The organism is Agrobacterium sp. ST15.16.024, from assembly GCF_027956545.1.
GTDB lineage: Bacteria > Pseudomonadota > Alphaproteobacteria > Rhizobiales > Rhizobiaceae > Agrobacterium > Agrobacterium cucumeris.
The window spans coordinates 395,629-422,116 of record NZ_JAQKGO010000001.1; the positions used below are offsets into that span (position 1 = coordinate 395,629).

A 26,488-nucleotide genomic window follows, 5' to 3' on the forward strand; every position below is an offset into this window, starting at 1 on the left:
TATGCCGGAAATCTGAGGGAAAAAGCGTGAGCAGAACGAGAAGCGTTTACAGCATGTGGAGTTCCGATCCGGCCAGACATGCGCCGGTGGAAGACGTGCAGGGCATCGTCACCGGTGCCATCGTCTCGGCGCTCGGCTTTTATCTCCTGAACAAAGTCGGCCTTTTGACCGGCGGCACCGCTGGCGTCGCCTTTCTCATTCATTATGCCTTCGGCGTCAGTTTTGGCCTCCTGTTCTTCCTCGTCAACCTGCCCTTTTATTACCTGTCCTTCCGCCGCCTCGGTCTCGCTTTTTCGTTCAAGACTTTCATCGCCATCGGCCTTGTTTCTGTGCTGACGGAAGTGGAGGCGCGCTGGATGGTCATCGACAGCATCAATCCGCTCTGGGCGGCGCTGCTTGGCGGTCTGCTTCTGGGCTATGGGCTACTGGCGCTTTATCGCCATCGCGCCAGCCTCGGCGGCATCGGCATTCTCGCCATCTATATTCAGGACCGCTTCGGCATCCGCGCCGGCCTCATCCAGCTGGCATTCGACGCCTTTGTCATGCTCTGCGCTTTCCTCGTCATCGATTCGGCTACGGTGGTTTATTCGATCGTCGGCGCTTTCGTTCTCAACATATTCCTCGCCATCAACCACCGCTCGGACAGATACATCGTCGTGCGTTAAGCAGAGCGCTTGAAATTCATCGGGCTTCGGCGCAATAGCTGGGCAAGGTGGGGCCAGATCGGGCCATATCTGGCAAGTCAGGGGAAAATGCATGGACGATACCAGCGCGCGCAGGCGATTGAACCTTTGGACGTCGGCGCCCGATCGCCATTCGCTGCTGGAAGATGCGCAGGCCATTCTGGCGGGCAGCATGCTGATTTCACTCGGCGTCACGCTGTTTTCCGCTGCGGGTCTCCTCACGGGTGGTGTGGTGGGTCTCGCATTTCTGGCGCATTACGCCAGCGGCTTCAGCTTCGGCGCGCTGTTTTTTCTCGCCAATCTGCCGTTTTATTATCTCGCCTTCCGCCGCCTCGGCCTTGCCTTCACCATCAAGACCTTCTGCGCCATCGCCATGACGGCGCTGCTGTCCGAATACATGCCGGGCTTTTTCGCTTTTGAGAGCATCAATCCGATTGCAGCTGCACTCTTCGGCGGATTGACGGTTGCCGCCGGCATGCTGGCTCTGTTTCGCCACCGCACCAGCCTCGGCGGTTTCGGCATATTGGCACTTTATCTGCAGGATCGTTTCGGCTGGCGTGCCGGCCTCGTGCAGCTCGCTTTTGATGGCATGGTGCTGGCCTGCTCCTTTTTCGTCGCGACGCCTTTCGTCATCCTCTGCTCCATCCTCGGCGCGCTGGTCATGAACCTTACCCTTGCCGTCAATCACAGAAACGACCGCTACATCGCCATGTAGCGGTCGTTCTTTTTAGATCGAAAGGTCAGGCTGCTTTCGCAGCCGCATCCACCGGGTGCTGCGAGCGGAAGCCCACTGCGATGCGGTTCCATGTATTGATGGCGCCGATGGCAACCGTGATCTTTACGATATCTTCGTCCGAGAAATGCGCCTTTAGGGTTTCGAAGGCATCATCCGGCGCGCCGGTTTCGGCAATCTTGGTCACCGCATCCACCCAGCCGAGCAGTGCCCGCTCCTGTTCGGTATAAACGGTGGATTCCCGCCAGACGCTCATCAGGTTGATCCATTGTTCGGCAAGACCGTCATGGCGGCTTTCCTTGACATGCATGTCCACACAGAAGGCGCAGCCGTTGATGATCGAGGCACGCAGCTTGATGAGGTGAACGAAGCGGCGCTCAAGGCCGCTGCTCTGGACATAGTTTTCCAGCGCCATCACGGCCTTGAAGGCTTCGGGGGATGCTTTGGCATAGTTGATACGGGTTTTCATCGGTCTCTCCAGTGGTTGGGGTCTATTTGAGGGTATGCGGTATCGGTCCGGAAAGCTGTCGGGCTCACCGGTATTGGCTTGGCGGGTTTGTCGGTTGTTCTGTCTTTTCGGGTTTCAGCGCGTCATCGTCTTGCGCTCGTTCAACTCCAGAAAGGCGCAGCCGCGCGCGGCAATCCCGCCATCGTCATTGGCAGCAAGATCACCCAGAATGTCGGCGATGCTGGTCTTGGCAAGTTCCGCCCGGTAGACCTTCTCCGCTTTCAGCATCGCGGCATTGATGCCGCAAGGCTTGGTAAAATATCGTCCCGGCAAGGGGTTCGGCCCGCGCTGGCGGAGTTCGGCGCAGCGGAAGGCTGGCTGCGGCCCCTCGACCGCCAGCACGATATCGAGCAGCGTGATCTTGTCGGTTGCCCGGGCGAGACGATAACCGCCCTTCGGCCCCGGCACGGTGGCGACAATTCCCGCGCTCGACAGTGATTGCAGGTGCTTCAGGAGGTAGCTCGTGGAAACGCCGTGGAATTCCGCAAGCGCCGCTGCGGACAGCACGGCGCCTTCGGAAAGTCCCGCCAGCATGCCCACGCTGTGAATGGCCTGTTCCACGCCATCGCCGAGTTTCATCGGTCTTTCCCATATCCTGTTGCTTCAGTATCGTGGATATTATTTATCCATGATTATGGTTTCCTGTCAAGCGGCTATGTTCCGCCCTTCTTTTTTGCTGCTTTTTCACTACCTTGAAGGTGTGAAACACACCGAGTCTCCCACTTCCGGCACGCATGTCGGCACCTTGCCCCTTCCATTCCAGAAATGGTTTGCAGAAAAAGGGTGGTCTCCGCGCGCGCATCAATTGGAGCTGATGGCGCGGGCGCGGGGTGGTGAAAACATGCTGCTGATCGCGCCGACAGGTGCCGGCAAGACGCTCGGCGGCTTCATGGCCTCGCTCACGGATCTGGCGGAACGTGGCAAGGTGCCGGCGGGCGCCGGTTTCGTCGGTGTGCACACGCTTTATATTTCGCCGCTGAAGGCGCTTGCCGTGGATATCGAGCGCAACCTCACGAAGCCCGTCTTCGAAATGGGCCTGCCGATTTCCATCGAAACGCGCACGGGTGACACGCCGCAGGCCAAACGCCAGCGCCAGAAGGTCAAACCGCCCGATATTCTGCTGACCACGCCCGAACAGGTGTCGCTGCTGCTTGCCAACAAGGAAGCGGAACGCTTTTTCCGTGACCTGAAATATGTGGTGCTGGACGAGCTGCATTCGCTCGTCACCTCCAAGCGCGGTCATTTGCTGTCGCTGGCACTCGCTCGGGTGCGCCGACATGCGCCAGATGTGCGCTTCATCGGCCTTTCCGCCACAGTGGCGGAGCCAATGGATCTGCGCCGTTACCTCGCACCGCAGGGACAGGGCGAACCGCCGGCCGGTCTCATCACGGTCGAAGGCGGCGCAAAACCGGATATCGCCATTCTGCAGACGGAAGAACGCATCCCATGGTCGGGCCATTCGGCAAGCTATGCCATGAAGGATTTGTATCCGGCGCTGAAAGAGCACCAGACAACGCTGATCTTCGTCAACACCCGCTCGCAGGCGGAGAGGATTTTCCAGGAACTCTGGACCATCAATGACGACAATCTGCCCATAGCGCTGCATCACGGCTCGCTGGATGCCGGTCAGCGCCGCAGGGTGGAAGCGGCCATGGCGGAGAACAAATTGCGCGCTGTCGTCGCCACATCCACGCTCGATCTCGGCATAGACTGGGGCGATGTCGATCTCGTTGTGCATGTCGGCGCGCCGAAGGGCGCAAGCCGCCTTGCCCAGCGCATCGGCCGTGCCAATCACCGCATGGACGAGCCGTCAAAAGCGATCCTCGTTCCCGCCAACCGTTTCGAGGTGATGGAGTGCCGGGCAGCGCTCGATGCCAATTACATCGGTGCACAGGATACGCCGCCGATTGCTGAAGGCGCGCTGGATGTCCTCGCCCAGCATGTACTCGGCATGGCCTGCGCTGAACCTTTCGATGCCGAAGAGCTCTATCGTGAAGTAACAAGCGCTTCGCCCTATGCCGACCTGCCGCGCGCCACCTTTGACCGGGTGGTGGATTTTACCGCCACCGGCGGTTATGCGCTGCGGACCTATGAGCGTTACGCCCGTATTCGCCAGATGAAGGATGGCCGCTGGCGTGTCTCCAATCCGGCGGTCGCGCAGCAATATCGCCTCAATCTTGGCACCATCGTCGAGGCGGCGGAACTGAATGTCCGCATGGTCAAGCGCAATGCCAAGGGCACGGTCGGGCGCGGCGGCATGTCGCTCGGCAAGGTGGAAGAACATTTCCTCGAGCAGCTGGTACAGGGAGATACGTTCCTCTTCGCCGGCAAGGTGCTGCGGTTTGAAGGCATCAGGGAGAATGAATGTCTGGTGTCGCAGGCCTTCTCCATGGATCCAAAAATCCCCTCCTATGCCGGCGGCAAGTTTCCGCTTTCCACCTACCTCGCGGATCAGGTGCGCTCCATGCTCGCCGATCCTGCCCGCTGGCACGCGCTGCCGGATCAGGTGCGCGACTGGCTGGCGATCCAGAAGGAAAAATCGATCATTCCGAAGCGCGACGAGTTGCTGGTTGAGACCTTCCCTTTCCGCAAGCGTTTCTTCATGGTCATGTATCCCTTCGAGGGGCGGCTGGCGCACCAGACGCTGGGCATGCTTCTGACGCGGCGGCTGGAACGGGCTGGAGCAAAACCCATGGGTTTCGTCGCCACCGATTATTCGCTCGCCATCTGGGCCATGGAGGATATCGGCAGACGGCTGAAATCCCGCCGCCTGTCGCTGGCAGATCTTCTCGATGAGGACATGCTGGGTGACGATCTGGAGGCATGGCTGGATGAATCCTTCATGCTGAAGCGCACCTTCCGCAACTGCGCCGTGATTTCCGGCCTTATCGAGCGCCGCCATCCGGGCAAGGAAAAGACCGGTCGACAGGTCACGGTCTCCGCCGATCTTATTTATGACGTTCTTCGCAGCCATGAGCCGGATCATATCCTGCTGGAAGCGACGCGGCGCGATGCGGCGGCGGGGCTTTTGGACATTGGCCGTCTTGGCGATATGCTGAAGCGAATCAAGGGCCACACCACCCACCGCGCGCTGGAACATGTTTCGCCGCTTGCCGTTCCGGTCATGCTGGAAATTGGCCGCGAGACGGTGGCGGGCGAGGCGATGGACGATGTGCTGGCCGAGGCCGCCGACGAATTGATCGCCGAGGCCATGTCCTGAAACATCGGACTGAATAGAGGAACAACGATAAGTGCTGAGCCGGCTGACACTGAGCGACCGATTTTCGAACGGCTTCGAATGTCTTGGCAGCGAAACCGCCATCAATGGCGTCGCCGCCTGGTGCGATCCGCTCGGCGGACTTTACCTGCCGGACCTGTCGCTGCTCGTCGTCTCCGATCTGCATCTGGAAAAGGGTGCGGCCTTCGCCCGGCGCGGGCGGATGCTGCCGCCCTACGATACCATTGCGACGCTCAAGATCCTGTCATCCCTTGTCAGCCGCTATGATCCGAAGATCGTCGTCAGCCTAGGCGACAATTTCCACGATCGCGTTGGTTCGCAGCACCTGCCGCTGATGCTGCGCGAACTTATCCGCGAGATGGCGCGTGGCCGCGAATGGATATGGATCAACGGCAATCACGATCCTGACGGTACCGTCGATCTGCCGGGATCTTCGGTGGACGAGATGTTTTACGGCAATCTGACCTTCCGCCATGAACCGAAGCTGGGCGATGCCGCCGGGGAAATCGCCGGGCACCTGCATCCCTCCGCTACAGTCCGCCGCCGCGAGAAGACGGTGCGGCGGCCCTGTTTCGCCACGGATGGGTCGCGTCTGCTGATGCCGGCATTCGGGGTGATGAGCGGCGGGCTGGATTTGCGCCACAAGGCCATGCGTGGCCTGTTCGATCATGCGGCGCTCGTCGCGCATCTGATGGGACGGGACCGCATCTATTCGGTGCGGTTCTCAAATCTGCTCGGCTGAGCGTATCATCGCCGTTATGTCTTCGCTTTTACGCATCGTCCGGACGTAAAACCGCCACGCGCTTTTGACGGAAATGCTCTATTGCCGGTAAACCAGCACCGGTATCTTCGAATTCTTCAGCACCTTTGCCGTGACGCTGCCGAGCAGCATCTCGATGAAGCTCCTGCGCCGGTGCGAGGCCATGGCGATGAGGTCGCAGCCGGTCCTGTCAGCGATTTCGATGATCGCCTCGTCCGGCCGTCCCGCTCGCGCCAGCAGTGCCTCGCAATCCAGTCCCATGGCGGCGGCATGCGCCTGCGTATCGCGCAGCAGATGCTCCGCCTCCTCGCATCGGTGGAATTCCTCTTCGGCAATGGCGGCAATGTCTTCGACGTCGCTCGCAATCACGTGAAAGGGTTCCGATACCGTCACGACGGTCACCTTTGCGCCTGCCTCTCTGGCGAGAGCGAACCCTTGGTCGATTGCGATCTGCGCCAGCGGCGAGCCATCGGTGGGAATGAGAATGTGCTTGAACATGACATTTCTCCTTTTCATCCCGGTCACAACCGCGCTGGCCGCCACTGTCTGGGTGCGTGGTTGTAACGCCTTGAATTTTACCGCAAACCGTTAAAGGAAGCGAATGCTATCTTTGCCGCTGCGGGCGGCAAACGCTCTCTTTTTCGCGATGAAAAAGCGTTCAGTCCTTGCGGAAGATGATGCTGGCGCCCCAGCCGGTCACGACGGCCAGCAGAACGCAGAGCGCGCCATAGGCAAGCGGCGTCTGATGCGCCGCATCGGTGATGGCCTGTTCCATGCCCGTCTTTACGACACGCAGTTTCAGCTCGCGCTGGGCGATGAATTTGCCGCTCTTGAACAGATAGGCGCGCGCTGTGTGCACACCGTTCGGCACGTTGGCGGGCAGGCGAAGCGTCGCCCAGAACAGGCCGGTGCGCTCAAGTCTCACCCCGGTCGTGTCATTGCGGTAGATGCCGCTGGAAAGCTTCAGGCGCCGGTATGCCTCCTGAAAATCGAAGACATTGTCCGGTACGCCGGAAAATACCGCGCTCTTGAGCGACAGATGGTCAACACCCAGCCCCATGGCCCGCAAGGTGCCGGGCGAGGCGATATCCGTGATGTCACGCGTGCTGGCCATGGAATAGGATTCCGGCAGCGGCGTGAAGGTGATCGCACTGGTGTTGATCCAGATGCCCGCCACGCGCTCCTTCTTGCGCACGGTCATATAGTCGGTCGGCCCTTCGAGCGTGACGACAATGTCATATTGGCCGATCGCCAGCAGCAGCTGGTCGGTATTGTTTAGCGCACCGAAGAGAGTGAAATCCGCACCGCGAAAATCGGAGGCGATGGGAATTTCCGTCGTCGATGCGCCGATTTCGATATTTTCCAGCAATGACCGCTGCTGCGTGCCGGGAGGCAGGGCAAGCGGCGGTGTCTGGGCGGAGGCCATGCTGCCAAAGGCAAGGCACGGCAAGAGCAGAAGGGCGGCGATGAGCAGGCGAGAGGTCAATAGCCCAGCCCTCCCACGGCAACCGAAAACAGGTCTTCCGGGCGCACCACCAGCGAGACTGCAAGACGAAGGGCAACCGCGAGGACAAGAAGGGCAAGAAGTGCGCGCAACTGTTCGCCGCGCAGCTTCTGCCCAACGCGCACGCCATATTGCGCGCCGATGACGCCCGCCACCATCAGGATGAAGGCCAGCACCACATCGACGGAATAGTTCGTCGCCGCCTGAACGATGGTCGTATAGGCGGTCACGAAAATGATCTGGAACAGCGATGTGCCGACGACGACATTGGTCGGGATGCGCAGAAGATAGATCATCGCCGGCACCATGATGAAACCGCCGCCGACACCCATGATCGAGGTGAGGATACCAATACCAAAACCAAGGGTGACGATCGGAATGATGCTGAGATAGATCTTCGATTTCTTGAACCGCATCTTCAGCGGCAGGCGGTGCACCCAGTTGTGATGGCCCGGCCGGCGCAGCGTTACGGTTTCGTTGCGGGCGGCGCGGCGCAGCGCCGAAATGCTCTCCTTCAGCATCAACCCGCCAACGGTGCCGAGCAGGATGACATAGAGCAGCGAAACGATGAGATCGAGCTGGCCGATGCTGCGCAGGAAGGAGAATATCCACACGCCGACCGTCGCCCCGACCAGGCCGCCGACAAGCAGTACACTGCCGAGCTTGATATCCAGCGTGCCGCGCCGGAAATGCGTGATCGAGCCGGAGACCGAAGAGGCAACCACCTGGTTGGCACCCGTCGCCACGGCCACTACTGGCGGGATATTGTAGAAAATCAACAGCGGGGTGATCAGAAAACCACCGCCCACGCCGAACATTCCGGAAAGAAAACCGACGGCCGCGCCCATGCCGAGAATGATGAAAATGTTCACCGACAGTTCTGCGATCGGCAGATAGACAGTCACGGCTCGGACCTCGGGCAAATGGTTCCGGGCGGCAGGGCTTGTCCGGGTGAGGGGGCCGCGCCGCGATTTACACTTTCTGTCTGAAAAGACCGGGCATGCCCAGCCTTCATCCGTCATGCCCGCGAGGGCCTGACCTGTCAACATTCAACGGTAAATACGTTGATAATTTGGAAAGATAGCGGTTGTGTGTCGATGGCCAGCCACATTCCTGCGCCGAGTGGTGCAAAAGCGGCCACGGCGGCCGCTTCACCGGTTCGGGAAGGCTTACTTGTTGCGGGCAAGCAGCGCAGTCACCAGTTCGTTGGTGATGCGCCCGTCGGGCGCCTGACCGACGGATTTCTGGAAATCCTTGATGGCGGTAACAGTGTTCTTGCCGAGCTTGCCATCCGGCTGGCCGGCATCGAAGCCGTTCTTGTTCAGGATCGCCTGAATGTTGCGGATCGCCTTTTCCATGTCCACGGAGGCGGTCTTCACACCGTCCTTGCCAGCCCATTCTTCAGGTGGGTTGACGCTGTTGGTGTCTTCCGAAAGCGGTTTGACCTTCCATGCGTCCACCTTGGCCTTGGCGCTCTGAAGCTGCTGCGGGTTCATTGCACCGGCAACTTCGTCACGCTTCTGGGCGGCGTCCGCATCGCCATCCTTGGCGGCAATCGCGAACCACTTGTAGGATTCTTCGATATCCTGCTTAACGCCGCTGCCGCGGGCATAGAGAATGGCGAGGTTGAACTGGCTGTCGCGCACGCCGAGTTCCGAAGCCTTGATGAACCATTGCGCCGCAGCGGTGAAATCCGGCTGGCCGGCCGCGTCGGATGCGAGCAGGACCGCGAGATTGTGCATGGCGCCGGCATTGCCCTGTTCAGCGGCCAGCGTGTAATAGCGCTTGGCCTCGGAAAGGTTGCGCTCCACACCGTTCGCCTTCTCGTAAAGATTGGCGAGACGGTATTGCGCAGGCGCCAGGCCACGATCCGCCGCAAGCTTGTACCATTTCGCCGCTTCCGCACGATCGGCGGCAACGCCACGACCTTCGGTGTAGCGTGCGGCGATCTCAAACAGCGCCTGCGTTTCGCCCTTGGCAGCCGCTTCGGCCAGAGATGCGGGTTCGATGCCGGCGGGAACCGCGATGGCGTCCTGCGGTGGAACAACGGTGGTGACAGTTTGCGTCGGAGCCTGCGGTTCACTCTTTGCGACCGTGTCTGGCGTTGCCGGGTCCACGACCGGCGCATCCGCAACCGGCGGCTCGTCTGCGAGCGGTGCGCCGCCAATGGTGCGGGCATCAATGCTGTTCTGCGCCGGCGCATTATTCTCGATGCTGTCGGCCGATGCCGCCTGCTCGGGATCGATGGCGAGATCGGAGGGAATGGTCACGGCCTTGTCGCCGGTTTCGGGAAGTGCCGAGACCGGTGCATTGTCCATCTTCTGCTCGATAACAGGTGCCGGGGCTTCCGCGCCGCCGATCAGCGTCTTGACGAGTGGCATGGCCATCATGGCGAGAAGAATGGCGCCGATACCAAGCAGTAGCGGGCGACGATAGCGCGACAGCGCCGACGTGTCGGCCTTGCGGCTCTTCTTGCCGGTTTCGAGCTTTTCCGGCGATGTTTCCATGGCCGCAGCCTGTGCTGCGCGGCGGGCGGCGGCAATGAAATCCGTGCGTCCTTCGGCATCTACGGCCTTGCCGCTGGCAGCCACCTGGTTGGCGCGTACGCGTTCCAGTATCTTCTTGATGTCAGGTGCGCCCGAACCCGGCTCCAGAAGTTCGTTCTCCTGGCCTGCCGGCAGCACGTCGATCGGGTCGAGCGACGGGGCGGGTTCCACCTGCGTGCGGGTAGAAGAGGCCGGGACCGGCTCTTCAGCAGCTTTGACGGTTTTTGCCGTGCTGGTCTTGAACCGTTTCGTCAGGCCGGCAAGCAGGCTCTTCTTTTCCGCCTTGGCGGGTTTTGCAGCGGCAGGCGGCACAACGGCCAGCGCATCCGCTTCGTTTTCGTCGGCGTCGAGAATGGCCTGTTCTTCAGCGATATAACCTTCTTCCGGGAAGATGGCGGCTGGCATCGCCACTTCTTCGCGGGCGGGCGTGACCATATGCTGCGCAACCTTGCGGGGCGCGGCCTCTTCGCGGTAGGCGGGAGCGTTGTCCAGGCTGTCGAGACGGCCGGCAATCTGCACCAGCGTTTCATGCAGCGCCTCAAACGTGCGGTGCGTGCGCTCTTCGGTATTGCGGCTCAAGGCTTCGAGGCTGCGCAGATCGGTTGCGAGATCGGTCAGCATCGTCATGTCGGCAAGGTTTGCGCCGGCCGAGAGATTGTTGCGAGTATAGGCGTCCAGAACCGCTTCGGCGGCCTGCCGTGCAGCTTCGATGATATATTCATCGTTGGACGCCATATAATCCTCGATCGCCGCCATGCGGGCATCGAGTTCCGGCGACATGCCTGCTGCCTGCATCTGCACCGGCTGGCTGATCAGTGTCGAAAGATGGGCGATCTGGTTTTCGAGGCTCGTGAGCGCGCCGCTATCGGCGGGGGCCGCATGGGCGGTCTCGTCGAGACGCGCCGCGATATTGCCGAGCCGCTCTTCCAGGCGCGAAAAGGCGCTTTCGCTGAGGCCCGATGCCGGCTGCGGCTGGCTGTAGCGATAATCGAGGTCTTCAATGCGGCGCGACAGCGTATCGAGCCGTTCTGCCAGACCGTCATTGACGGCGCCATGATCCAGCGCATCGATCTTGCGGGAGATATCGCTGAGGAAGGATGTCAGTTCCGCCTGCTGGGAGGGGCGCTGCGACCGCTCCATAAGCAGCGAAAGCTGGTCGAGCCGATCATGCAGCTGGGCGGCGTCGCGGGCGGTGCTGAGTTCGTCGATCTTGCCGGACAGCGCTTCAAGGCGGGCAGTCAGGTCCATCGCCGGCTCGGGCTTTGCGGCGGCAAGGCGGTTGATATCGCCGAGCTGTTCGGCAAGGCCGTTCAGACGGGTTTCCAGCCGCTGCGCCAGCGCATTATCCGTCGCCTGCGTGTTGGAGCGGGTATTGGTCGCGGCAATGGCGCGGCTGATTTCGTCCAGCCGCTGGTCGAGACCGGAAAACTGTTCGGTAAAGGCGGCCTCATTGGGCTGCATATGCTTGCCGAGCTGCTCCACGGCGCTGGCAATCGCAATCAGCTTTTCCTCGAGCACGCGCACGGCCGGATTGTTGCTCATGCCGCCAAGCTGGGTCTTGATGTCATCAAGACGATAGGCGAGCGCCACGATCTCATCCTGCAATGAGGTCGCATCGAAACCGCGTAACGTGTCTTCCACATTATTCCAGCGGCTTTCGATCCGGTGCACGCTGTCTTCGCGCGCCAACTGGTCAATGGTGAGGCGCAGGTCTTCGAACTCGTTGCGCAGCCCGTAGGCGTCAGGAGATGCAAGGTTGCCGAGCTGGTCGATGCTGCCGGCAAGCCTTGCGATGTCATCGCGCAGGTCGCCGATGAACTGCTGGTCTTCCGCCACCGCACGGATATTGCGGATTTCTGCACGCAGGCCCTGCGCTTCGCGGGCCACGCCCTCGGAGATATCGTGCTTCAGCTCATGGCGAAGATTGACGAGCGCCTGCGCGATCTCCTGCAGGGCGGCGTCATTGCGCTGCGGTTCCTGATAGGGCGGAATGGAACGTGCGCGCGGAGCGGGGTTGGCCGCCGTGTTCTGAACGTTGGGCCGATATTCCGGTGCAAGCGGGCGGTTAATTGTCCGTTCGGGGCGCGCAACGGGTTCCTGCGGGCGCTGGAAGCTCGCCTCGAGAAGGCGCTGGCGCTGGCGGATTTCGTTGACGGGGTCAAGTTGCGGCGGGGTAACCGTGGCGCGTGGCTCGCGCGGCGCGGCGTAAGCCTCGCCTTTCGGCTCGGGCGCGAGGTTTGCACGCGGCTCGCGGGGAAACTTCTGGCTCATCAGCCCCTCAATACGGGCTTCAAGACCTTCAATGGTGCGATTGAGAGCATCAAGAGACGATCTGTCGCTTGGCTGTTGGTTATTCGATCGCAATCCGTTCATCTTCTCGCTCGCTTCGCTTCCGCCCGCTATGCCCGGTTGTTGTTGCGACGTTGCCTGCCTGTGCATGCCGTCGCTGCAACATGCAGCAATTCCAGAGCCGGTATTCGCCCCCTTTTGAGGAAAATGCGCCGATGAACGAAGCAGTTACCTCTTGTCGGAGAATTCACGAAACGTGGTAAAGAAGTGGTTAACTATGGTTGGAATTTTTTAACTTTTGTGGCGCGGGGGCAGACTGCACCGGGCTGAGCAGCCATTTGGGAGAAAGGATCGGCGACATTCCGTTGAAATTTATTTGACGTTTACGCGCACGTCAAATATTGTCATCCCATATCCGCCGGATGTCTCCGGCACCACGATGCGGAGGAACATCGGTAATGCCTGTTTACAAGGCCCCAGTCAAAGACACGCTTTTTATCCTGAACGACGTTCTCGGCCTCGAGCGGTATAACAACCTGCCCGGCTTTGAAGATGCAACCCCTGACATGATCGAAGCCATTACCGGCGAGGCGGCGAAGCTGGCCGAAGAGCGACTTTTCCCGCTCAACCTTTCCGGCGATCAACAGGGCTGCAAGCGCGCGGACGACGGTTCGGTTTCCGTGCCTGACGGTTTCAAGGCGGCTTATGACGCCTATTGCGAAGGCGGCTGGATCGGTCTTGCCGTTCCCCAGGAATTTGGCGGGCAGGGCCTGCCCTATACGCTGCATGCGGCGATCGGCGAATATATGTCGTCTGCCAACCTGTCGCTGATGATGTATCCTGGCCTGACGCAGGGCGCGATTGCCGCAGTCCTCGTGCACGGTACGCAGGAGCAGAAGGAAACCTATCTGCCAAAGATGGTGGAAGGCACATGGTCCGGCACCATGAACCTCACCGAACCCCATTGCGGTACCGATCTCGGCCTGCTGCGCACCAAGGCGGTGCCGCAGGGCGATGGCACTTACAAGATTTCCGGCCAGAAGATCTTCATCTCCGCCGGCGAACACTCCATGACTGACAATATCGTGCATCTGGTGATTGCCCGCATCGAAGGCGCTCCTGATGGCACCAAGGGCATTTCGCTGTTCATCGTGCCGAAGTTCCTGGTGAAGGACGATGGCACGCTCGGCGAGCGCAATGGCGTCACCTGTGGTGCCATCGAGCACAAGATGGGCATTCACGGCAATGCCACCTGCGTCATGAACTATGACGAGGCGACGGGTTATCTGCTCGGCGCGGAGAACAAGGGCCTTTCGGCCATGTTCGTGATGATGAACGAGGCTCGCCTCGGCGTCGGCCTGCAGGGGCTTTCGGTCGGCGAGATCGCCTATCAGAACGCTGTCGAATATGCCCGTGAGCGCATTCAGGGCCGTTCGCTTTCGGGCGCCAAGTTCCCGGACAAGAAGGCCGATCCGATCATCGTGCACCCGGATATCCGCCGTACGCTGATGACCATCAAGGCCTATAATGAGGCAGGCCGTGCTTTCCTTCTGTGGACCGCGCTGCAATCCGACATCGCCCACCGCGCCGCCGACGAAAAGCAGCGCCAAGTGGCGGACGACCTGCTCGGCCTCGTGACCCCGATCCTGAAAGGCGTGCTGACCGACAAGGGCTTCGACCACGCCGTGATGGCGCAGCAGGTCTTCGGCGGCCATGGTTACATCGAAGAACATGGCATGAGCCAATATGTCCGCGATGCGCGCATCACCATGATCTACGAAGGTGCCAACGGCATTCAGGCGCTCGATCTGGTCGGCCGCAAACTTGGCATGAATGGCGGCCGCGCCGTGATGGCGCTGTTCAAGGAAATCGGCGATTTCTGCGAGGAAAACCGCGCCGATGAAAAACTCGCCCTTTACACCAAGGGCCTGAAGAAGGGCTTGAACGACCTGCAGGCCGCAACCATGTGGTTTATGCAGAACGCCATGGCCAAGCCCGACAATGCCGGTGCTGGTTCGACCGACTACATGCATCTCTTCGGCATCGTGGTGCTGGGCTACATGCAGGCGCGCATGGCGAAAGCCGCCAGCGAAGCGCTTGCGGCAGGCAGCGCTTCGGACGAGGATTACCTCAAGACCAAGCTTGTCACGGCGAAGTTTTATATGGAGCGCATCATGCCGGAAACGGCGCTGCGCAAGGCCCGCATCGAAACCGGCGCGGACACCATGATGGAACTGGCTGCGGAAGCATTCTGAGAAGGTTGGCGGTAAACACGCCGCAGGGAGAGAGTTTATGACCGACGTTTACATTTACGACCATGTCCGCACCCCGCGCGGACGCGGCAAGAAGGATGGCAGCCTGCATGAGGTGCCTTCCGTTCGCCTGGCCGCCAAGACGCTCGAAGCCATCCGCGACCGCAATGGGCTCGACACCTCCGCTGTCGATGACATCATCATGGGCTGCGTCGATCCTGTCATGGATGCCGGCGCGGTGATCCCGAAGGCTGCCGCCTTCGAGGCCGGTTATTCGAACAAGGCGCCGGGCATGCAGATCTCGCGCTTCTGCGCCTCGGGTCTCGATGCCATCAACTTCGCAGCCGGCAAGGTCAAGGCCGGTTCTGACGATATCGTCATTGCCGGTGGCGTCGAAAGCATGTCGCGCGTCGGCATGGGCATGTCGGGCGGCGCCTGGTACATGGACCCTTCGGTCAACTTCCCGGCCTTCTTCATGCCGCAGGGCGTCTCGGCCGATCTCATCGCCACCAAATACGGCTTCTCCCGTGACGATGTCGATGCCTATGCCGTCGAGAGCCAGAAGCGCGCAGCGCATGCCTGGGAAAAGGGCTATTTCAACAAGTCGGTCATTCCGGTGAAGGATTCAAACGGTCTGACGATCCTCGACCGTGACGAGCATATGCGCCCCGGCACGGATATGCAGGGGCTTGCCTCGCTCAATCCGTCCTTCCAGATGCCCGGCGAAATGGGCGGCTTCGAAGCCGTCGGCATCATGGCCCACCCGGAAGTGGAGCGCATCAACTACGTCCACCACGCCGGCAATTCGTCCGGCATCGTCGATGGCGCTGCCGCCGTGCTGGTTGGTTCGAAGGCGGGCGGCGAGGCGATGGGCATTAAGCCCCGCGCACGCATAAAGGCATTCGCCAATATCGGCTCCGATCCGGCGCTGATGCTCACCGGCCCGGTGGATGTGACCGAAAAGCTTTTGAAAAAGACCGGAATGTCGCTCGCCGATATCGATCTTTTCGAACTCAACGAGGCCTTCGCCGCCGTGGTGCTGCGTTACATGCAGGCTTTCGATATCAGCCACGACCGGATGAACGTCAATGGTGGCGCCATCGCCATGGGTCATCCGCTGGGCGCAACCGGCGCGATGATCCTCGGCACGGTGCTGGATGAGCTGGAGCGGCGCGATCTGAACACCGCGCTCGTCACGCTTTGCATCGGCGCGGGCATGGGCACGGCGACGGTTATCGAGCGCGTTTAAGGCAGAGGCAACACGCGCTTCCGTCATCCTCGGGCTTGACCCGAGGATCCATGCCAGAGGTGCTGGATGGTCGGGTCAAGCCCGACCATGACGGAAAGGCAGAGTTAGCCGCGTCGCGAAATTCAGGGAAGAGGAATCCCAAATGAGCACTTACACCAATTTCACCATCGAGACGGACGCAGACGGCATTGCCCTCGTCACCTGGGACATGCCGGAAAAATCCATGAACGTCTTCACCTCTGAGGTAATGGACGAGCTGAACGCCATTCTTGACGCGACTGTCGCAGATGGCGCCGTCAAGGGCGTCGTCTTCACGTCAGGCAAAAGCACCTTTTCCGGCGGCGCCGATCTTTCGATGATCAAGTCGATGTTCTCCTTCTACAATGACGAGAAGGCGAAGAACCCGGATGAGGCGGCGGCAAAGCTGTTCGAACTCGTGGGCCGCATGACCGGCCTGTTCCGCAAGCTGGAAACCAACGGCAAGCCGTGGGTCTCGGCCATCAATGGCACCTGCATGGGTGGCGCGTTCGAGCTGTCGCTTGCCTGCCACGGCCGTGTGGCATCCAATGCCAAGAGCCTCAAGATCGCCCTGCCGGAAGTCAAGGTCGGCATCTTCCCCGGTGCCGGCGGCACCCAGCGCGTGCCGCGCCTGACGGACGCGCAATCCGCACTGCAGATGATGACGACGGGCCAGTCGCTGACCGGCGCGCGCGCCAAGGCCATGGGGCTGGTGCATCAGGTGGTCGAGCCGGATCAGCTGGTTGCAACCGCAAAGCAGATGATCAAGGACGGCCTGAAACCGGTCGCGCCCTGGGATGAGAAGGGCTTCAAGGCCCCCGGTGGCGGCATCTGGACGCCGGCCGCTGCCCAGCTCTGGCCCGCCGCACCGGCCATTTTGCGCCGCGAAAGCGCCGGCAACTATCCGGCCGCCCTTGCCATCCTCAAATGCGTTTATGAAGGCCTGCAATTGCCCTTCGATACGGCGTTGAAGGTTGAGCAGCGTTATTTCACCGAAATCCTTCGTTCGAAGGAAGCCTTCGGCATGATCCGCTCGCTGTTCATTTCCATGCAGGAACTGGGCAAGGGCGCGCGCCGCCCGGCCGGCCAGCCGAAGACGGAGTTCAAGAAGGTCGGCGTCGTCGGTGCGGGCTTCATGGGTGCCGCCGTGGCTTACGTTACCGCCGCAGCCGGCATTCCCGTCACGCTGGTGGATCGCGACCAGGAAGCCGCCGACAAGGGCAAGGGCCATTGCGAGGAAAGCGTCAAGGCCGCCATCGGCAAGGGCAGGCTGACGCAGGAGGAGGGCAAGGCCCTGCTCGACCTCGTCACCCCGACATCCGATTACGCCGCACTCGCGGATGCCAATCTCGTCATCGAGGCCGTCTTCGAAGACCGCGATGTGAAGAAGGCCGTCATCGAGGCCGTGGAAGCTGTGCTTCCTGAAGGCGCCATCTTCGCCTCCAACACCTCCACTTTGCCAATCACGGGCCTTGCGAAGAACTCGAAGCGCCCGGCGGATTTCATCGGCATCCATTTCTTCTCACCGGTCGAGAAGATGATGCTGACGGAAGTCATCCTCGGCAAGGAAACCGGCGACAAGGCGCTCGCCGTCGCGCTGGATTACGTCGCGAAGATCAAAAAGACCCCGATCGTCGTCAACGATACGCGCGGCTTCTTCGTCAATCGCTGCGTGCTGCGTTACATGGCGGAAAGCTACGACATGCTGATCGAAGGCGTGCCCGCCGCCATGATCGAAAATGCCGCGAAATTCGCCGGCATGCCGGTCGGCCCGCTGGCGCTGAACGATGAGGTGGCGATCGATCTTTCCTACAAGATACTGAAGGCCACCGTCGCCGATCTCGGCGAAAAGGCCGTCGATCCACGCCATATGGAGCTGGTGAAGAAGCTGGTGGAAGGCGAGGGCCGTTTTGGCCGCAAGAACGCCAAAGGCTTTTACGATTATCCGGAAAAGCCCGCCAAGAAGTCCCTCTGGCCCGGCCTGAAGGACCTCTATCCGCAGCAGAAGCCTGAGGACGTGGACATGGAGGTGCTGAAACAGCGCTTCCTCGTCACTGTGGCGCTGGAAGCCGCCCGTACGGTGGAAGAAGGCATCGTTACCGACCCGCGTGAGGCCGATGTCGGCTCCATCCTCGGTTTCGGTTTCGCGCCCTATACCGGCGGCGCGCTGTCTTACATTGACGGCATGGGTGTGAAGAACTTCGTGGCACTCGCCGAGAAGCTCAGCGAGACCTACGGCCCACGCTTCAAGCCGACGCCGCTCCTGAAGGACATGGCCGCCAAGGGCGAAACCTTCTACGGTCGCTTCGATCCCTATGCCAGCGCCGCCAAGGCGGCCTGAAGCTTCAAGGCAGAACAATAAACAGGCCCTTCGGGGCCTGTTTTTTTGAGCCGAATATACTGCGCTGATCGCTTTATGTGCATCCTTTGCCCGGCTGGGGCGTTGAAAAGGCGAGACCGGGCAAAGACGCCCGCCGCCGCAATTCAGCACGCCTCAGGAGACAGCGATGAAAGCACCACTGCGATCCCACGGTTTTGACAAGCCCACGGACCTCGACGACCACCTGGCAGAGCTGGACGAAGAGGCTGAGGCGACAGCCGCGGAAGCAAAGACGGAAAAAACCACGACGAAGAGGGCTCGTGCTGCAAATACCATTGATCCGTCGCTGCGCGCCGAACTGGAAGAGCTTCGCAGAGAGGTCGACAAGATCCGCCGTGATGTCAAACGGCTGGAGGCGGCCCGGCATTCCCGCCACAGGCCTGCACAGACACATCATGAAAGAGACCGCGAGAATTCCCGCCTGATGACCGTGGTGCGCTCGGTTGCCGTTACCTCGCTTGCCAGCCGCATCTTCGCTTCCTCGCCCGTCATGGCGGGGCTGGTGGCCGTGGTGCCCTTCGCGCTTGGCCTTGCCGCACGACGCAACGAAGCGGCCTAGCTGCCGCTTCCCATGTCGCTATGCCGGGCCGGATCGGCTGCTACCGAACCCGGGTAGCGGCCGGATGCCGCAAGGCACGGCAGATGCTCGATAACGGCTTTTCCGCCGCAATCAGGCCTGCGCCGGGCAGACATTCCAGCCATCCACAGCCCTCGTGAAAAAACTGTCAAAAAACTTCGCGATGGCGCTTGCCATGTCCGAACAAGATGTTATAACCCCGCTCACTTTCGGGGCACCAAACAGCCCCGCCCGCCAAAAGCGGAGGTTCTTCAAGGACCTGAAGTGCCCGGATAGCTCAGTTGGTAGAGCAGCGGATTGAAAATCCGCGTGTCGGTGGTTCAAATCCGCCTCCGGGCACCATTTATCTCAATGGCATTGTTGACGAATTGCGTGCTTGGACGACCTGCGTATTCACAGGCAAATTTCGATGAGTAGCTACTGCTATCATATGCTTTTGACAGGCCCGGTGTAGCCATGGTTCAACCCTGTTTGTTGCAGGCAGTTGGAGAGCAGCCCGCGAATGGATCGTGTCACAAGCCCACCTCTTTTACCGCCCGGCATTGTCTATTTTGACGGCTTTCTCTCTCCAGAGGAGGAGGCCGCCGTCGCTCACAGGCTGGATACGGGTGTGTGGAGCACGGAGTTGAAACGTCGCGTGCAGCATTTCGGTTATCGGTACGACTATAAGGCGCGCGCTGTTACCGAAGATGCGTATCTCGGGCCGTTGCCGCTCTGGCTCAGCGTGTTCGCGGAGCGGCTGGTTGCCGCAGGATATTGCCGGAATTCGCCCGATCAGGTTATCGCTAACGAATATCTTCCGGGGCAGGGCATCAGTGCGCACGTCGATTGTGTGCCCTGTTTCGACGATGGGATCGTATCAATAAGCCTTCTATCTGCCTGCGAGATGGTTTTTCGTGATTTGCGCGGACCAGCCACATGCGGCGTCTTGCTTCAACCTCGCTCCGGCGTCTTGCTGAGAGATGCCGGCCGCTACGGCTGGACCCACGAAATTCCGGCGCGCAAATCGGATATCGTGAACGGAGTTAGGACAGCCCGAGACAGGCGAATTTCCCTCACTTTTCGCAAGGTTATTGCTTCGAAAAAGTCTTGATCAGAGAGGAACGCCCCGTTCCTCCATTCTTGTGAGCAACAGCTGAAGAAGCGCGGTCGGGTCTTCGCCCATTGCGGCCGACAATTTTGCAAATTCAACGACGTCTATTCGTCTTTCAGAGCCTTCGGCCTTTGCGACATAGGACTGTGGCTTGCCCAACCGATCTGCGACCTGCTGTTGTGTGAGGCCCGCTTTTCGCCGCGTATCGGTCAGTATCTCAACAAGAAGCTGGTACTCGGGTGTATGTGTAGACTTCGTCACGAGCTCCAGAACCCTGAAATTTTAGGAGCTCACGGATTAATCCTGATTTGGAATTATCCCATTATGGGATAACGTCTTACGGAATAGCCATGGAGTGCAGTCATGGAACTATCCGTATCGAGCTGGTTTTCAATCGCGGTGATTGGAGCGTGTGGACTATCCGCTTTTATGTACGTCATTTGGCAGCAAGCTGTGCGACCGATGCTTGTCCCGCGCGCCGAGATAACGCGCATCGCCGATGTCTTAAGCAAGACATATGGGAGTGCTGCCGAGGAATTCGCGGTCATCGAGGAAGATCGCGCTTGGCGATATTCCCAAAATTTCGAACAAGGCAAATGGCGGCGGGTGCGCGCAGAACTTCGCCGCCGAAAAGAGCTTTAGCCTAAAGATGCTCCCGATTATCCGTATTCTGCTCCGCCCGGTCCCGATAAAGTGCTGCCCGTCCCAGCAGCATCAGGGAAACCGGGGTCGTCACCGTCATGAAAATGCCGATGAAGATTTCGTGGAAGGCGAAGCGGTCGCCGGAGACGGAGAAATAGATGATCGAGGCCATGACGATGCCGCCGGTGCCCCAGCTGGTGCCGAGTGTGGGCGCGTGCAGGCGTTCATAAAAGCTGTTCAGCTTGGCAAAGCCGATGGTGCCAATCAGCGTCAGCGAAGCGCCCAGCAGCACGAAGAAAGCCACGAGAATGGCGGCCCAGAGCGGAAATTCTGCAGCGTTGTTCATTCGATCACCTCGCCGCGCATCATGAATTTGGAAAGGGCGACGGTGGAGACGAAGCCGAGGATGGCGATCAGCAGCGAGGCCTCGAAATAGATGTCGTTGCCGGTGCGCAGGCCGAAGGTGAGGAGAAGCAGCATGGCGTTGACATAAAGCGTATCCATGCCAAGCACCCGGTCCTGGGCGCGCGGGCCGATGGCGATGCGATAGACTGATATCGTCATGGCTATGGCCAGCATCAGCTGCGCCAGCGAAAAGGACCAGAAAAGGATAATCGAACTCATTCGAATATCTCCATCAGCAGTTTTTCATATCGGTTCTTGATGAGGCTTATCCACGCCGCCTCATCCACATCGTCGAGAACGTGGAGGAGGAGCGTGCCCTGGCTGGAATTATATTCAAGCCAGGCGCTGCCCGGCGTCGAGGTCAGGATCGTCGCCAGAATGGCGAGCGCCATGGGATCGCGAATATCGAGCGGCACGGCCAGGAAGCCGGATTTACGGTCCCTTTCGCGCTTGAAGAGAATGATCTTCACGACCGAGATATTTGACCTGATGATATCGTAAAGCACGATCAGGATCAGTTGCGCGAGCCGGTGCCAGTTGCGGATGCGCGGCTTGGCTGGCCTGAGCGACGCCATCGCCCAGGAGGCGATGAGTGCGACGCCAGTGCCGAGCAGCAGATGCCCGGGCGAAAAGCTGTTGATCGTCATCCAGAAGAAGATCAACGAAACGGTCAGCAGCGGATAGGGGAGGAGACGGCTCATCATGGTTCCGCCTCCGGGTTGCTGCCCGCTCGCGGTGCGGAAATGACGCCCTGAATATAGCTTGCCGGCAGATCGAGGATACGCGCCGTTTCCTGCATGTAGCGCATCACCGGACCCGCCTGCACGGTCATGGCAAGTGTCAGGCCGAGCAGAAGCATCACAGGTGCGATTTCGATGACGAGAACGCGCGGCACGGTGCCTTCGATGGAGGCCCAGAAGGTGCGGATACCGGCACGCGTCATCGAGATCAGCGATGCGAAACCGGCAAAGACGATCAGGAAAACCAGCCACCAGGAAAGCGTGGAAATGCTGTCATTGGCGCCAAGCCCGGAAGGGTTGAGAATGGCGGTCAGCATCGAGAACTTGGCGATGAAGCCGGAAAGCGGCGGCAGGCCGGCCAGAAGAATGCCGCAGGCGGCAAAACAGGCGCCGAGCACCGCCATGGTGGCGGGCATGGTAACGCCGACTTCCTCCTCTTCTTCTTCCTCGTCGCCCTCGCCATAAGCTTCCATGGTCACGGCCAGAACGTTCGCGCCCGCATCCTGCCCGCGTTCAACGAGCTCGATCAGCATGAAAAAGGCGCTGATGGTGAGGGTGGAGCTGACGAGATAATAAAGCGCCCCGGCCGCCACCGTCGGGTTGCCGGTGCCCATGGCGGCGAGAAGCGTTCCCGACGATACCAGAACCGAAAAGCCGGCAAGTCGCCCGAGCGCCTGAGACGCCAGAACCCCGATGGCCCCGAAGATGATGGTGGCGATGCCGCCAACGAGCAGGGCATCATGGCCGAAACCGGCGGATTCCCCAGCTGTCTGCCCAAAGAGCAGGAAGGACAGGCGGGCAATGACATAAATGCCGACCTTGCTCATGATGGCAAACAGGCCACCCACCGGGGCAGAGGCCGAGCCATAGGCGGAAGGCAGCCAGAAATTCAGCGGCCACATGCCGGCCTTGACCAGGAACGCAATGCCAAGCACCGCAGCGCCGGTTTCCAAGAGCATGCGCTGGTCCGGGTTCAGCCCCTCGATACGATGGGCAAGATCACCCATGTTCAGCGTGCCGGTGACGCCATAGATGAGGCTGACACCGATCAGGAAGAACAGCGCCGCGACGAGGTTGATCGCGATGTAATGCAGACCCGCCTTGACGCGCTGCTGGCCGGAACCATGCAGCAACAGGCCATAGGAGGCTGCCAGCATCACCTCGAAGAACACGAAGAGATTGAACAGGTCGCCGGTCAGGAACGCGCCATTTACGCCCATCAGCATCATCTGGAACAGCGAATGGAAATGCGCCCCGGCCTTGTGCCATTTCGCCATCGAATAGATCAGCGAGGGTATGGCCAGCAGCGCGGTCAGCAGCACCATCAGGCCGGAAAGCCGGTCGGCCACCAGCACGATGCCGAAAGGTGCGGGCCAGTTGCCGAGCAGATAGACACCGCTTGAGACCACGGCGGCGATCTCGGTATTAACGGTAGAGTTCACCTCGCGGAACAGCAGGATCGCAACCACCAGCAACAGCAAGGTGGAGGTGAAGCTGATGGCGGCCTTTGCAACACGCTGGCGCTCGTCGAAGAACAACAGCAGGGCGGCGGTGATGAGCGGCAGCAGGATCGGCGCGATGACGATGTGGAAGGGGAATGACATCATTTCGTCTCCCTCCCGTCCACATGGTCAGTGCCGGTAAGGCCGCGGGCGGCAAGCAGCACCACGAGGAACAGCGCCGTGGTGGCAAAGCCGATGACAATTGCTGTCAGTACCAGCGCCTGCGGCACAGGGTCGGCCAGCGAAGAGCTGTCCACACCGTTCACCAGCACCGGTGGCGCATTGGTCTTGATGCCGCCGACGCCGAAGATGAACAGGTTGACGGCGTAAGACAAAAGCGAAAGTCCGACGATGACCTGATAGGTGCGTGGGCGCAGGACGAGCCAGACGCCGGAGCCGGTCATGATGCCGATGCCGATTGCAAGAATGAGTTCCATTACACGTCCTCCGCTTTTGCGGCTTCAGGCGTGCGAACGCGGTAGTTACGCAACGATTGGTGTGCCAGTGCTATGAGAATAAGAACGGTGGAGCCGACGACCGTCGCAAAGACGCCGAGATCGAACAGCAGGGCGGATGCCGTGGGCATTTTGCCGATATAGGGTATCTCCGTATACTGGAAATACGAGGTCAGGAACGGGTAGCCGAAATACCAGGAGCCGATACCCGTCGCCGTCGCCATCAACAGGCCAAAGCCCATCCAGCGCAGCGGCAGGATGCGGATGCGGTCCTCCGCCCAGCGTGCGCCGCCGGCAAGATATTGCAGCAGGAAGGCGATAGCCATGGTGATACCGGCCGCAAAGCCGCCACCGGGCAGATCGTGGCCGCGCATGAACAGGAAGATCGAGAAGGTGATGATGACCGGGAACATCCACTGCATCACGATCGATGGCACGTAGAGGTAGTCGCGGACGGTATCGCCCTTGCTGCGGTCCGGACGCTCGGCATCGAAGGCATTCTGCATCTGCTGCTGTTCCGGCAGCCCGATGCTTTCATGCGCCGGGCGGAAACGGCGAAGCAGCGCGAAGACGGTGAGCGCCACGATGGCCAGCACCGCGATTTCACCAAAGGTATCGAAACCGCGGAAATCGACGAGGATGACGTTGACGACATTGGTGCCGCCGCCTTCCGTATAGGCGCGCTCGAGGAAATAGGTGGCAATCGCATTCGGCACCGGCAGGGTCATGACGGCATAGGCGATGACGGACATGCCGATGCCGCTTGCTGCTGCCAGCAGAAAATCGCGGGCGCGGCGAAGCTGCGCCGGCAGCTCGTCGCTGCTATCAACCTTCTCGAAGCGTTTCGGCAGCCACCGGAGACCAAGCAGGATGAGAACCGTGGTCACGATCTCCACCAGCAGCTGGGTGATGGCGAGATCCGGTGCGGACAGCCAGATGAAGGTGAGGCAGGTGACGAGCCCGGAAACACCAAGCATGACGAGGGCGGCAAGCCGATGATATTTCGCCTGCCAGGCGGCACCCAGCGCGGCAATCATGCCGATCAGCCAAAGGATGGCGAAGATCGGATCGAAGGTCGTCACACGCGGTAGTGACAGGGAGAATTCCGAAAGGAACAGTGGTGAGAAACCGGCGAGAAGCGCCACGAGGATGAGAAGTCTCAGCTGCGGCTGCAGACGCCGCGTGCCGAGCGTGCTTTCCAGCCACCGCGCCCATTTCCAGGACACGGTGACGAGAATGCGCTCGAAGATGCGCTGGCCCCGCAAATGCCGGAAGACGGGTGGGCCATCATCGCAGCGTGAGAAATAGCCGCCAAGCAGCGCATAGATCGTCACGCCGCCGATCAGTGCCGCGATACTCATGATCAGCGGCAGGTTGAAACCGTGCCAGATCGACAGGCTGTAGACGGGTGTCTGGTCGCCGAGTACGGACAGCACGGCCGATTGCAGGAACGGGCCGATCGACAGGCTCGGAACGATGCCGACGATCAGGCAGGCGAAAACCAGGAACTCGATCGGGAAACGCATCCAGCGCGGCGGCTCGTGCGGATGTGGGTTCGGCAGATCGACGGGCTTGGGGCCGAAGAAGACGGTGTGGATGAAGCGCAGCGAATAGGCGACGGCAAATGCGCCTGAAAGCGTCGCGACATAGGGCAGCGCCCGGTCCAGCAGTGAATCGGCATGGGTCTCGACGGCCTCGGCAAAGAACATTTCCTTGGAGAGGAAGCCGTTGAACAGCGGCACGCCGGCCATTGCCGCGCTGGCCGCCATGGCAAGCGTCGCTGTCGCCGGCAGATAGGTGTAGAGCCCGCTCAAGCGCCGCATGTCGCGGGTGCCGGTTTCATGGTCGATGATACCGGCCGCCATGAACAGCGAGGCCTTGAAGGTTGCGTGGTTGACCATGTGGAAGATGGCCGCAACCGCTGCAAGCGGGCTGCCGAGGCTGAGCAGCGTGGTGATAAGCCCGAGATGGCTGATGGTGGAATAGGCGAGCAGGCCCTTCAGGTCCTGCTGGAACATGGCGAAATAAGCGCCGAGCAGCAGGGTGATGATGCCGGCCACGCCCACCAGCCAGAACCATTCCGGCGTGCCCGCCAGCACCGGCCAGAACCGCGCAAGCAGGAAAACCCCCGCCTTCACCATGGTCGCCGAATGCAGATAGGCGGAAACCGGTGTGGGCGCCGCCATGGCGTTGGGCAGCCAGAAGTGAAACGGAAACTGCGCGCTCTTGGTCAGCGCGCCGCCAAGAATGAGAATAAGCGCCGGCAGATAGAGTGAATGGGCGCGGATCGCCGCGCCGGCCTCGATGATCTTATCGAGATCGTAGCTTCCCGCCATGTGGCCGAGGATCAGAAGTCCGGCCAGCAGGCTGAAGCCGCCAATGCCGGTCACGGTCAGCGCCATGCGCGCACCATCACGCGCACCGGCGTTCTGGTGCCAGTAGCCGATCAGCAGGAATGAGAAGATGCTGGTCATTTCCCAGAAGATCGACAGCAGTATGACGTTGCCGGACAGCACCACGCCGAGCATCGAGCCCATGAAGGCGAGGAAGAAGGCAAAAAACCGCGGGATCGGATCCTTGGCCGACATGTAATAACGGGCGTAGAGCACCACGAGCAGGCCGATGCCGGTAATGAGGATCGCGAAGATCCACGCAAATCCGTCCAGCCGCAGGGTGAAATTCAGCCCGAGCTGCGGCAGCCATTCCACATCATATTTCAGCACACCGCCGCCGCTGACGGTGGAATAAAGAAAGATGCTGCTGACGAGACCGAAAAGGGCGACACCGCCCGCAACGGAGGCGGGGCCGGCGGCTGCGCCATCACGCGGCATGAAAGCCGTTAGAATGGCGCCGACGAAGGGCAATGCGACGATAAATGGAAGAAGGGTTGCAAATGTCATATGCAGCGGCGGTT

The 26,488-nt window shown here is 60.5% G+C and carries 23 protein-coding genes and 1 tRNA gene; 11 read left to right on the plus strand and 13 right to left on the minus strand.

Annotated elements, in window-relative coordinates; translation table 11 throughout:
• Nucleotides 1-26: 26 nt before the first annotated feature.
• Nucleotides 27-665, plus strand: coding sequence for a YitT family protein (locus tag PL640_RS01940; protein WP_371338171.1), 639 nt, complete (start codon nucleotides 27-29; stop codon nucleotides 663-665).
• Between the two features lie 91 nt (nucleotides 666-756).
• Nucleotides 757-1,398, plus strand: coding sequence for a YitT family protein (locus tag PL640_RS01945; RefSeq protein WP_046800530.1), 642 nt, complete (start codon nucleotides 757-759; stop codon nucleotides 1,396-1,398).
• A gap of 25 nt (nucleotides 1,399-1,423) precedes the next feature.
• On the opposite strand, the gene PL640_RS01950 is transcribed toward PL640_RS01945, so the two are convergent.
• Nucleotides 1,424-1,885, minus strand: coding sequence for a carboxymuconolactone decarboxylase family protein (locus PL640_RS01950; protein WP_142841052.1), 462 nt, complete (start codon nucleotides 1,883-1,885; stop codon nucleotides 1,424-1,426).
• Nucleotides 1,886-1,999: 114 nt separating this feature from the next.
• The gene (locus PL640_RS01955; RefSeq protein ID WP_271360648.1) at nucleotides 2,000-2,503 is read right to left on the minus strand and encodes an RrF2 family transcriptional regulator; all 504 of its coding nucleotides are present in this window, start codon (nucleotides 2,501-2,503) and stop codon (nucleotides 2,000-2,002) included.
• A 49-nt stretch (nucleotides 2,504-2,552) separates the two neighbouring features.
• On the opposite strand from PL640_RS01955, the gene PL640_RS01960 reads away from it, so the two are divergent.
• Together PL640_RS01960 and pdeM are read left to right on the plus strand one after the other, a co-directional pair.
• Nucleotides 2,553-5,144 (plus strand): ligase-associated DNA damage response DEXH box helicase, encoded by a 2,592-nt coding sequence (locus tag PL640_RS01960; protein ID WP_271360649.1) that lies wholly within the window; start codon nucleotides 2,553-2,555, stop codon nucleotides 5,142-5,144.
• 31 nt (nucleotides 5,145-5,175) lie between these two features.
• Nucleotides 5,176-5,904: a ligase-associated DNA damage response endonuclease PdeM gene (pdeM, locus tag PL640_RS01965; RefSeq protein WP_271360650.1), complete on the plus strand. Its 729-nt coding sequence runs from the start codon at nucleotides 5,176-5,178 to the stop codon at nucleotides 5,902-5,904.
• Between the two features lie 78 nt (nucleotides 5,905-5,982).
• On the opposite strand, the gene PL640_RS01970 is transcribed toward pdeM, so the two are convergent.
• The 4 genes from PL640_RS01970 to podJ form a co-directional block, all read right to left on the minus strand.
• Entirely contained in the window at nucleotides 5,983-6,420 is a 438-nt protein-coding gene (locus PL640_RS01970) for a universal stress protein (protein WP_006313302.1), read from the minus strand.
• A gap of 160 nt (nucleotides 6,421-6,580) precedes the next feature.
• Nucleotides 6,581-7,408, minus strand: a complete 828-nt coding sequence (locus tag PL640_RS01975; protein WP_142841060.1) for a TIGR02186 family protein — start codon at nucleotides 7,406-7,408, stop codon at nucleotides 6,581-6,583.
• Nucleotides 7,405-8,331, minus strand: coding sequence for a sulfite exporter TauE/SafE family protein (locus tag PL640_RS01980; protein WP_046800536.1), 927 nt, complete (start codon nucleotides 8,329-8,331; stop codon nucleotides 7,405-7,407). Before PL640_RS01980 ends, PL640_RS01975 begins: the two co-directional genes overlap by 4 nt.
• Before the next feature lie 264 nt (nucleotides 8,332-8,595).
• Entirely contained in the window at nucleotides 8,596-12,345 is a 3,750-nt protein-coding gene (podJ, locus tag PL640_RS01985) for a cell division protein PodJ (protein ID WP_271360651.1), read from the minus strand.
• A gap of 374 nt (nucleotides 12,346-12,719) precedes the next feature.
• On the opposite strand from podJ, the gene PL640_RS01990 reads away from it, so the two are divergent.
• The 6 genes from PL640_RS01990 (at nucleotide 12,720) to PL640_RS02015 (ending at nucleotide 19,830) form a co-directional block, all read left to right on the plus strand.
• Entirely contained in the window at nucleotides 12,720-14,516 is a 1,797-nt protein-coding gene (locus tag PL640_RS01990) for an acyl-CoA dehydrogenase C-terminal domain-containing protein (protein ID WP_271360652.1), read from the plus strand.
• A 37-nt stretch (nucleotides 14,517-14,553) separates the two neighbouring features.
• A complete protein-coding gene (locus PL640_RS01995) occupies nucleotides 14,554-15,762 on the plus strand; it encodes an acetyl-CoA C-acetyltransferase (protein WP_269698740.1) in 1,209 nt (402 codons plus the stop codon).
• A gap of 142 nt (nucleotides 15,763-15,904) precedes the next feature.
• Nucleotides 15,905-18,121 carry a 3-hydroxyacyl-CoA dehydrogenase NAD-binding domain-containing protein gene (locus tag PL640_RS02000; RefSeq protein ID WP_271360653.1) on the plus strand — a complete coding sequence of 739 codons (2,217 nt, stop codon included), beginning with the start codon at nucleotides 15,905-15,907 and terminating at the stop codon, nucleotides 18,119-18,121.
• A gap of 166 nt (nucleotides 18,122-18,287) precedes the next feature.
• Complete coding sequence (locus tag PL640_RS02005; protein WP_271360654.1) at nucleotides 18,288-18,719, plus strand: hypothetical protein; 432 nt, start codon at nucleotides 18,288-18,290, stop codon at nucleotides 18,717-18,719.
• A gap of 284 nt (nucleotides 18,720-19,003) precedes the next feature.
• Nucleotides 19,004-19,079, plus strand: a tRNA-Phe gene (locus PL640_RS02010).
• Between the two features lie 160 nt (nucleotides 19,080-19,239).
• Nucleotides 19,240-19,830: an alpha-ketoglutarate-dependent dioxygenase AlkB gene (locus tag PL640_RS02015; RefSeq protein WP_271360655.1), complete on the plus strand. Its 591-nt coding sequence runs from the start codon at nucleotides 19,240-19,242 to the stop codon at nucleotides 19,828-19,830.
• On the opposite strand, the gene PL640_RS02020 is transcribed toward PL640_RS02015, so the two are convergent.
• Entirely contained in the window at nucleotides 19,831-20,091 is a 261-nt protein-coding gene (locus PL640_RS02020; RefSeq protein WP_142912707.1) for a helix-turn-helix domain-containing protein, read from the minus strand.
• Nucleotides 20,092-20,193: 102 nt separating this feature from the next.
• Here PL640_RS02020 and PL640_RS02025 point away from each other — a divergent pair, with 102 nt between their 5' ends.
• The gene (locus PL640_RS02025) at nucleotides 20,194-20,472 is read left to right on the plus strand and encodes a hypothetical protein (RefSeq protein ID WP_271360656.1); all 279 of its coding nucleotides are present in this window, start codon (nucleotides 20,194-20,196) and stop codon (nucleotides 20,470-20,472) included.
• A 1-nt stretch (nucleotide 20,473) separates the two neighbouring features.
• Here the strand turns inward: PL640_RS02025 and mnhG are convergent, their stop codons facing one another.
• The 6 genes from mnhG to PL640_RS02055 are packed head-to-tail and all read right to left on the minus strand — an operon-like array spanning nucleotide 20,474 to nucleotide 26,474.
• Complete coding sequence (gene mnhG / locus PL640_RS02030) at nucleotides 20,474-20,818, minus strand: monovalent cation/H(+) antiporter subunit G (protein WP_110755544.1); 345 nt, start codon at nucleotides 20,816-20,818, stop codon at nucleotides 20,474-20,476.
• Complete coding sequence (locus PL640_RS02035; protein WP_006313274.1) at nucleotides 20,815-21,096, minus strand: K+/H+ antiporter subunit F; 282 nt, start codon at nucleotides 21,094-21,096, stop codon at nucleotides 20,815-20,817. Before PL640_RS02035 ends, mnhG begins: the two co-directional genes overlap by 4 nt.
• Nucleotides 21,093-21,581: a Na+/H+ antiporter subunit E gene (locus PL640_RS02040; RefSeq protein ID WP_161991317.1), complete on the minus strand. Its 489-nt coding sequence runs from the start codon at nucleotides 21,579-21,581 to the stop codon at nucleotides 21,093-21,095. The genes PL640_RS02035 and PL640_RS02040 overlap by 4 nt, the downstream gene beginning before the upstream one ends.
• Nucleotides 21,578-23,224 carry a monovalent cation/H+ antiporter subunit D gene (locus tag PL640_RS02045; protein WP_271360657.1) on the minus strand — a complete coding sequence of 549 codons (1,647 nt, stop codon included), beginning with the start codon at nucleotides 23,222-23,224 and terminating at the stop codon, nucleotides 21,578-21,580. The genes PL640_RS02040 and PL640_RS02045 overlap by 4 nt, the downstream gene beginning before the upstream one ends.
• Nucleotides 23,221-23,556, minus strand: a complete 336-nt coding sequence (locus PL640_RS02050; RefSeq protein ID WP_065114810.1) for a Na+/H+ antiporter subunit C — start codon at nucleotides 23,554-23,556, stop codon at nucleotides 23,221-23,223. Before PL640_RS02050 ends, PL640_RS02045 begins: the two co-directional genes overlap by 4 nt.
• Nucleotides 23,556-26,474 carry a monovalent cation/H+ antiporter subunit A gene (locus tag PL640_RS02055; protein ID WP_271360658.1) on the minus strand — a complete coding sequence of 973 codons (2,919 nt, stop codon included), beginning with the start codon at nucleotides 26,472-26,474 and terminating at the stop codon, nucleotides 23,556-23,558. The genes PL640_RS02050 and PL640_RS02055 overlap by 1 nt, the downstream gene beginning before the upstream one ends.
• Nucleotides 26,475-26,488: the final 14 nt, after the last annotated feature.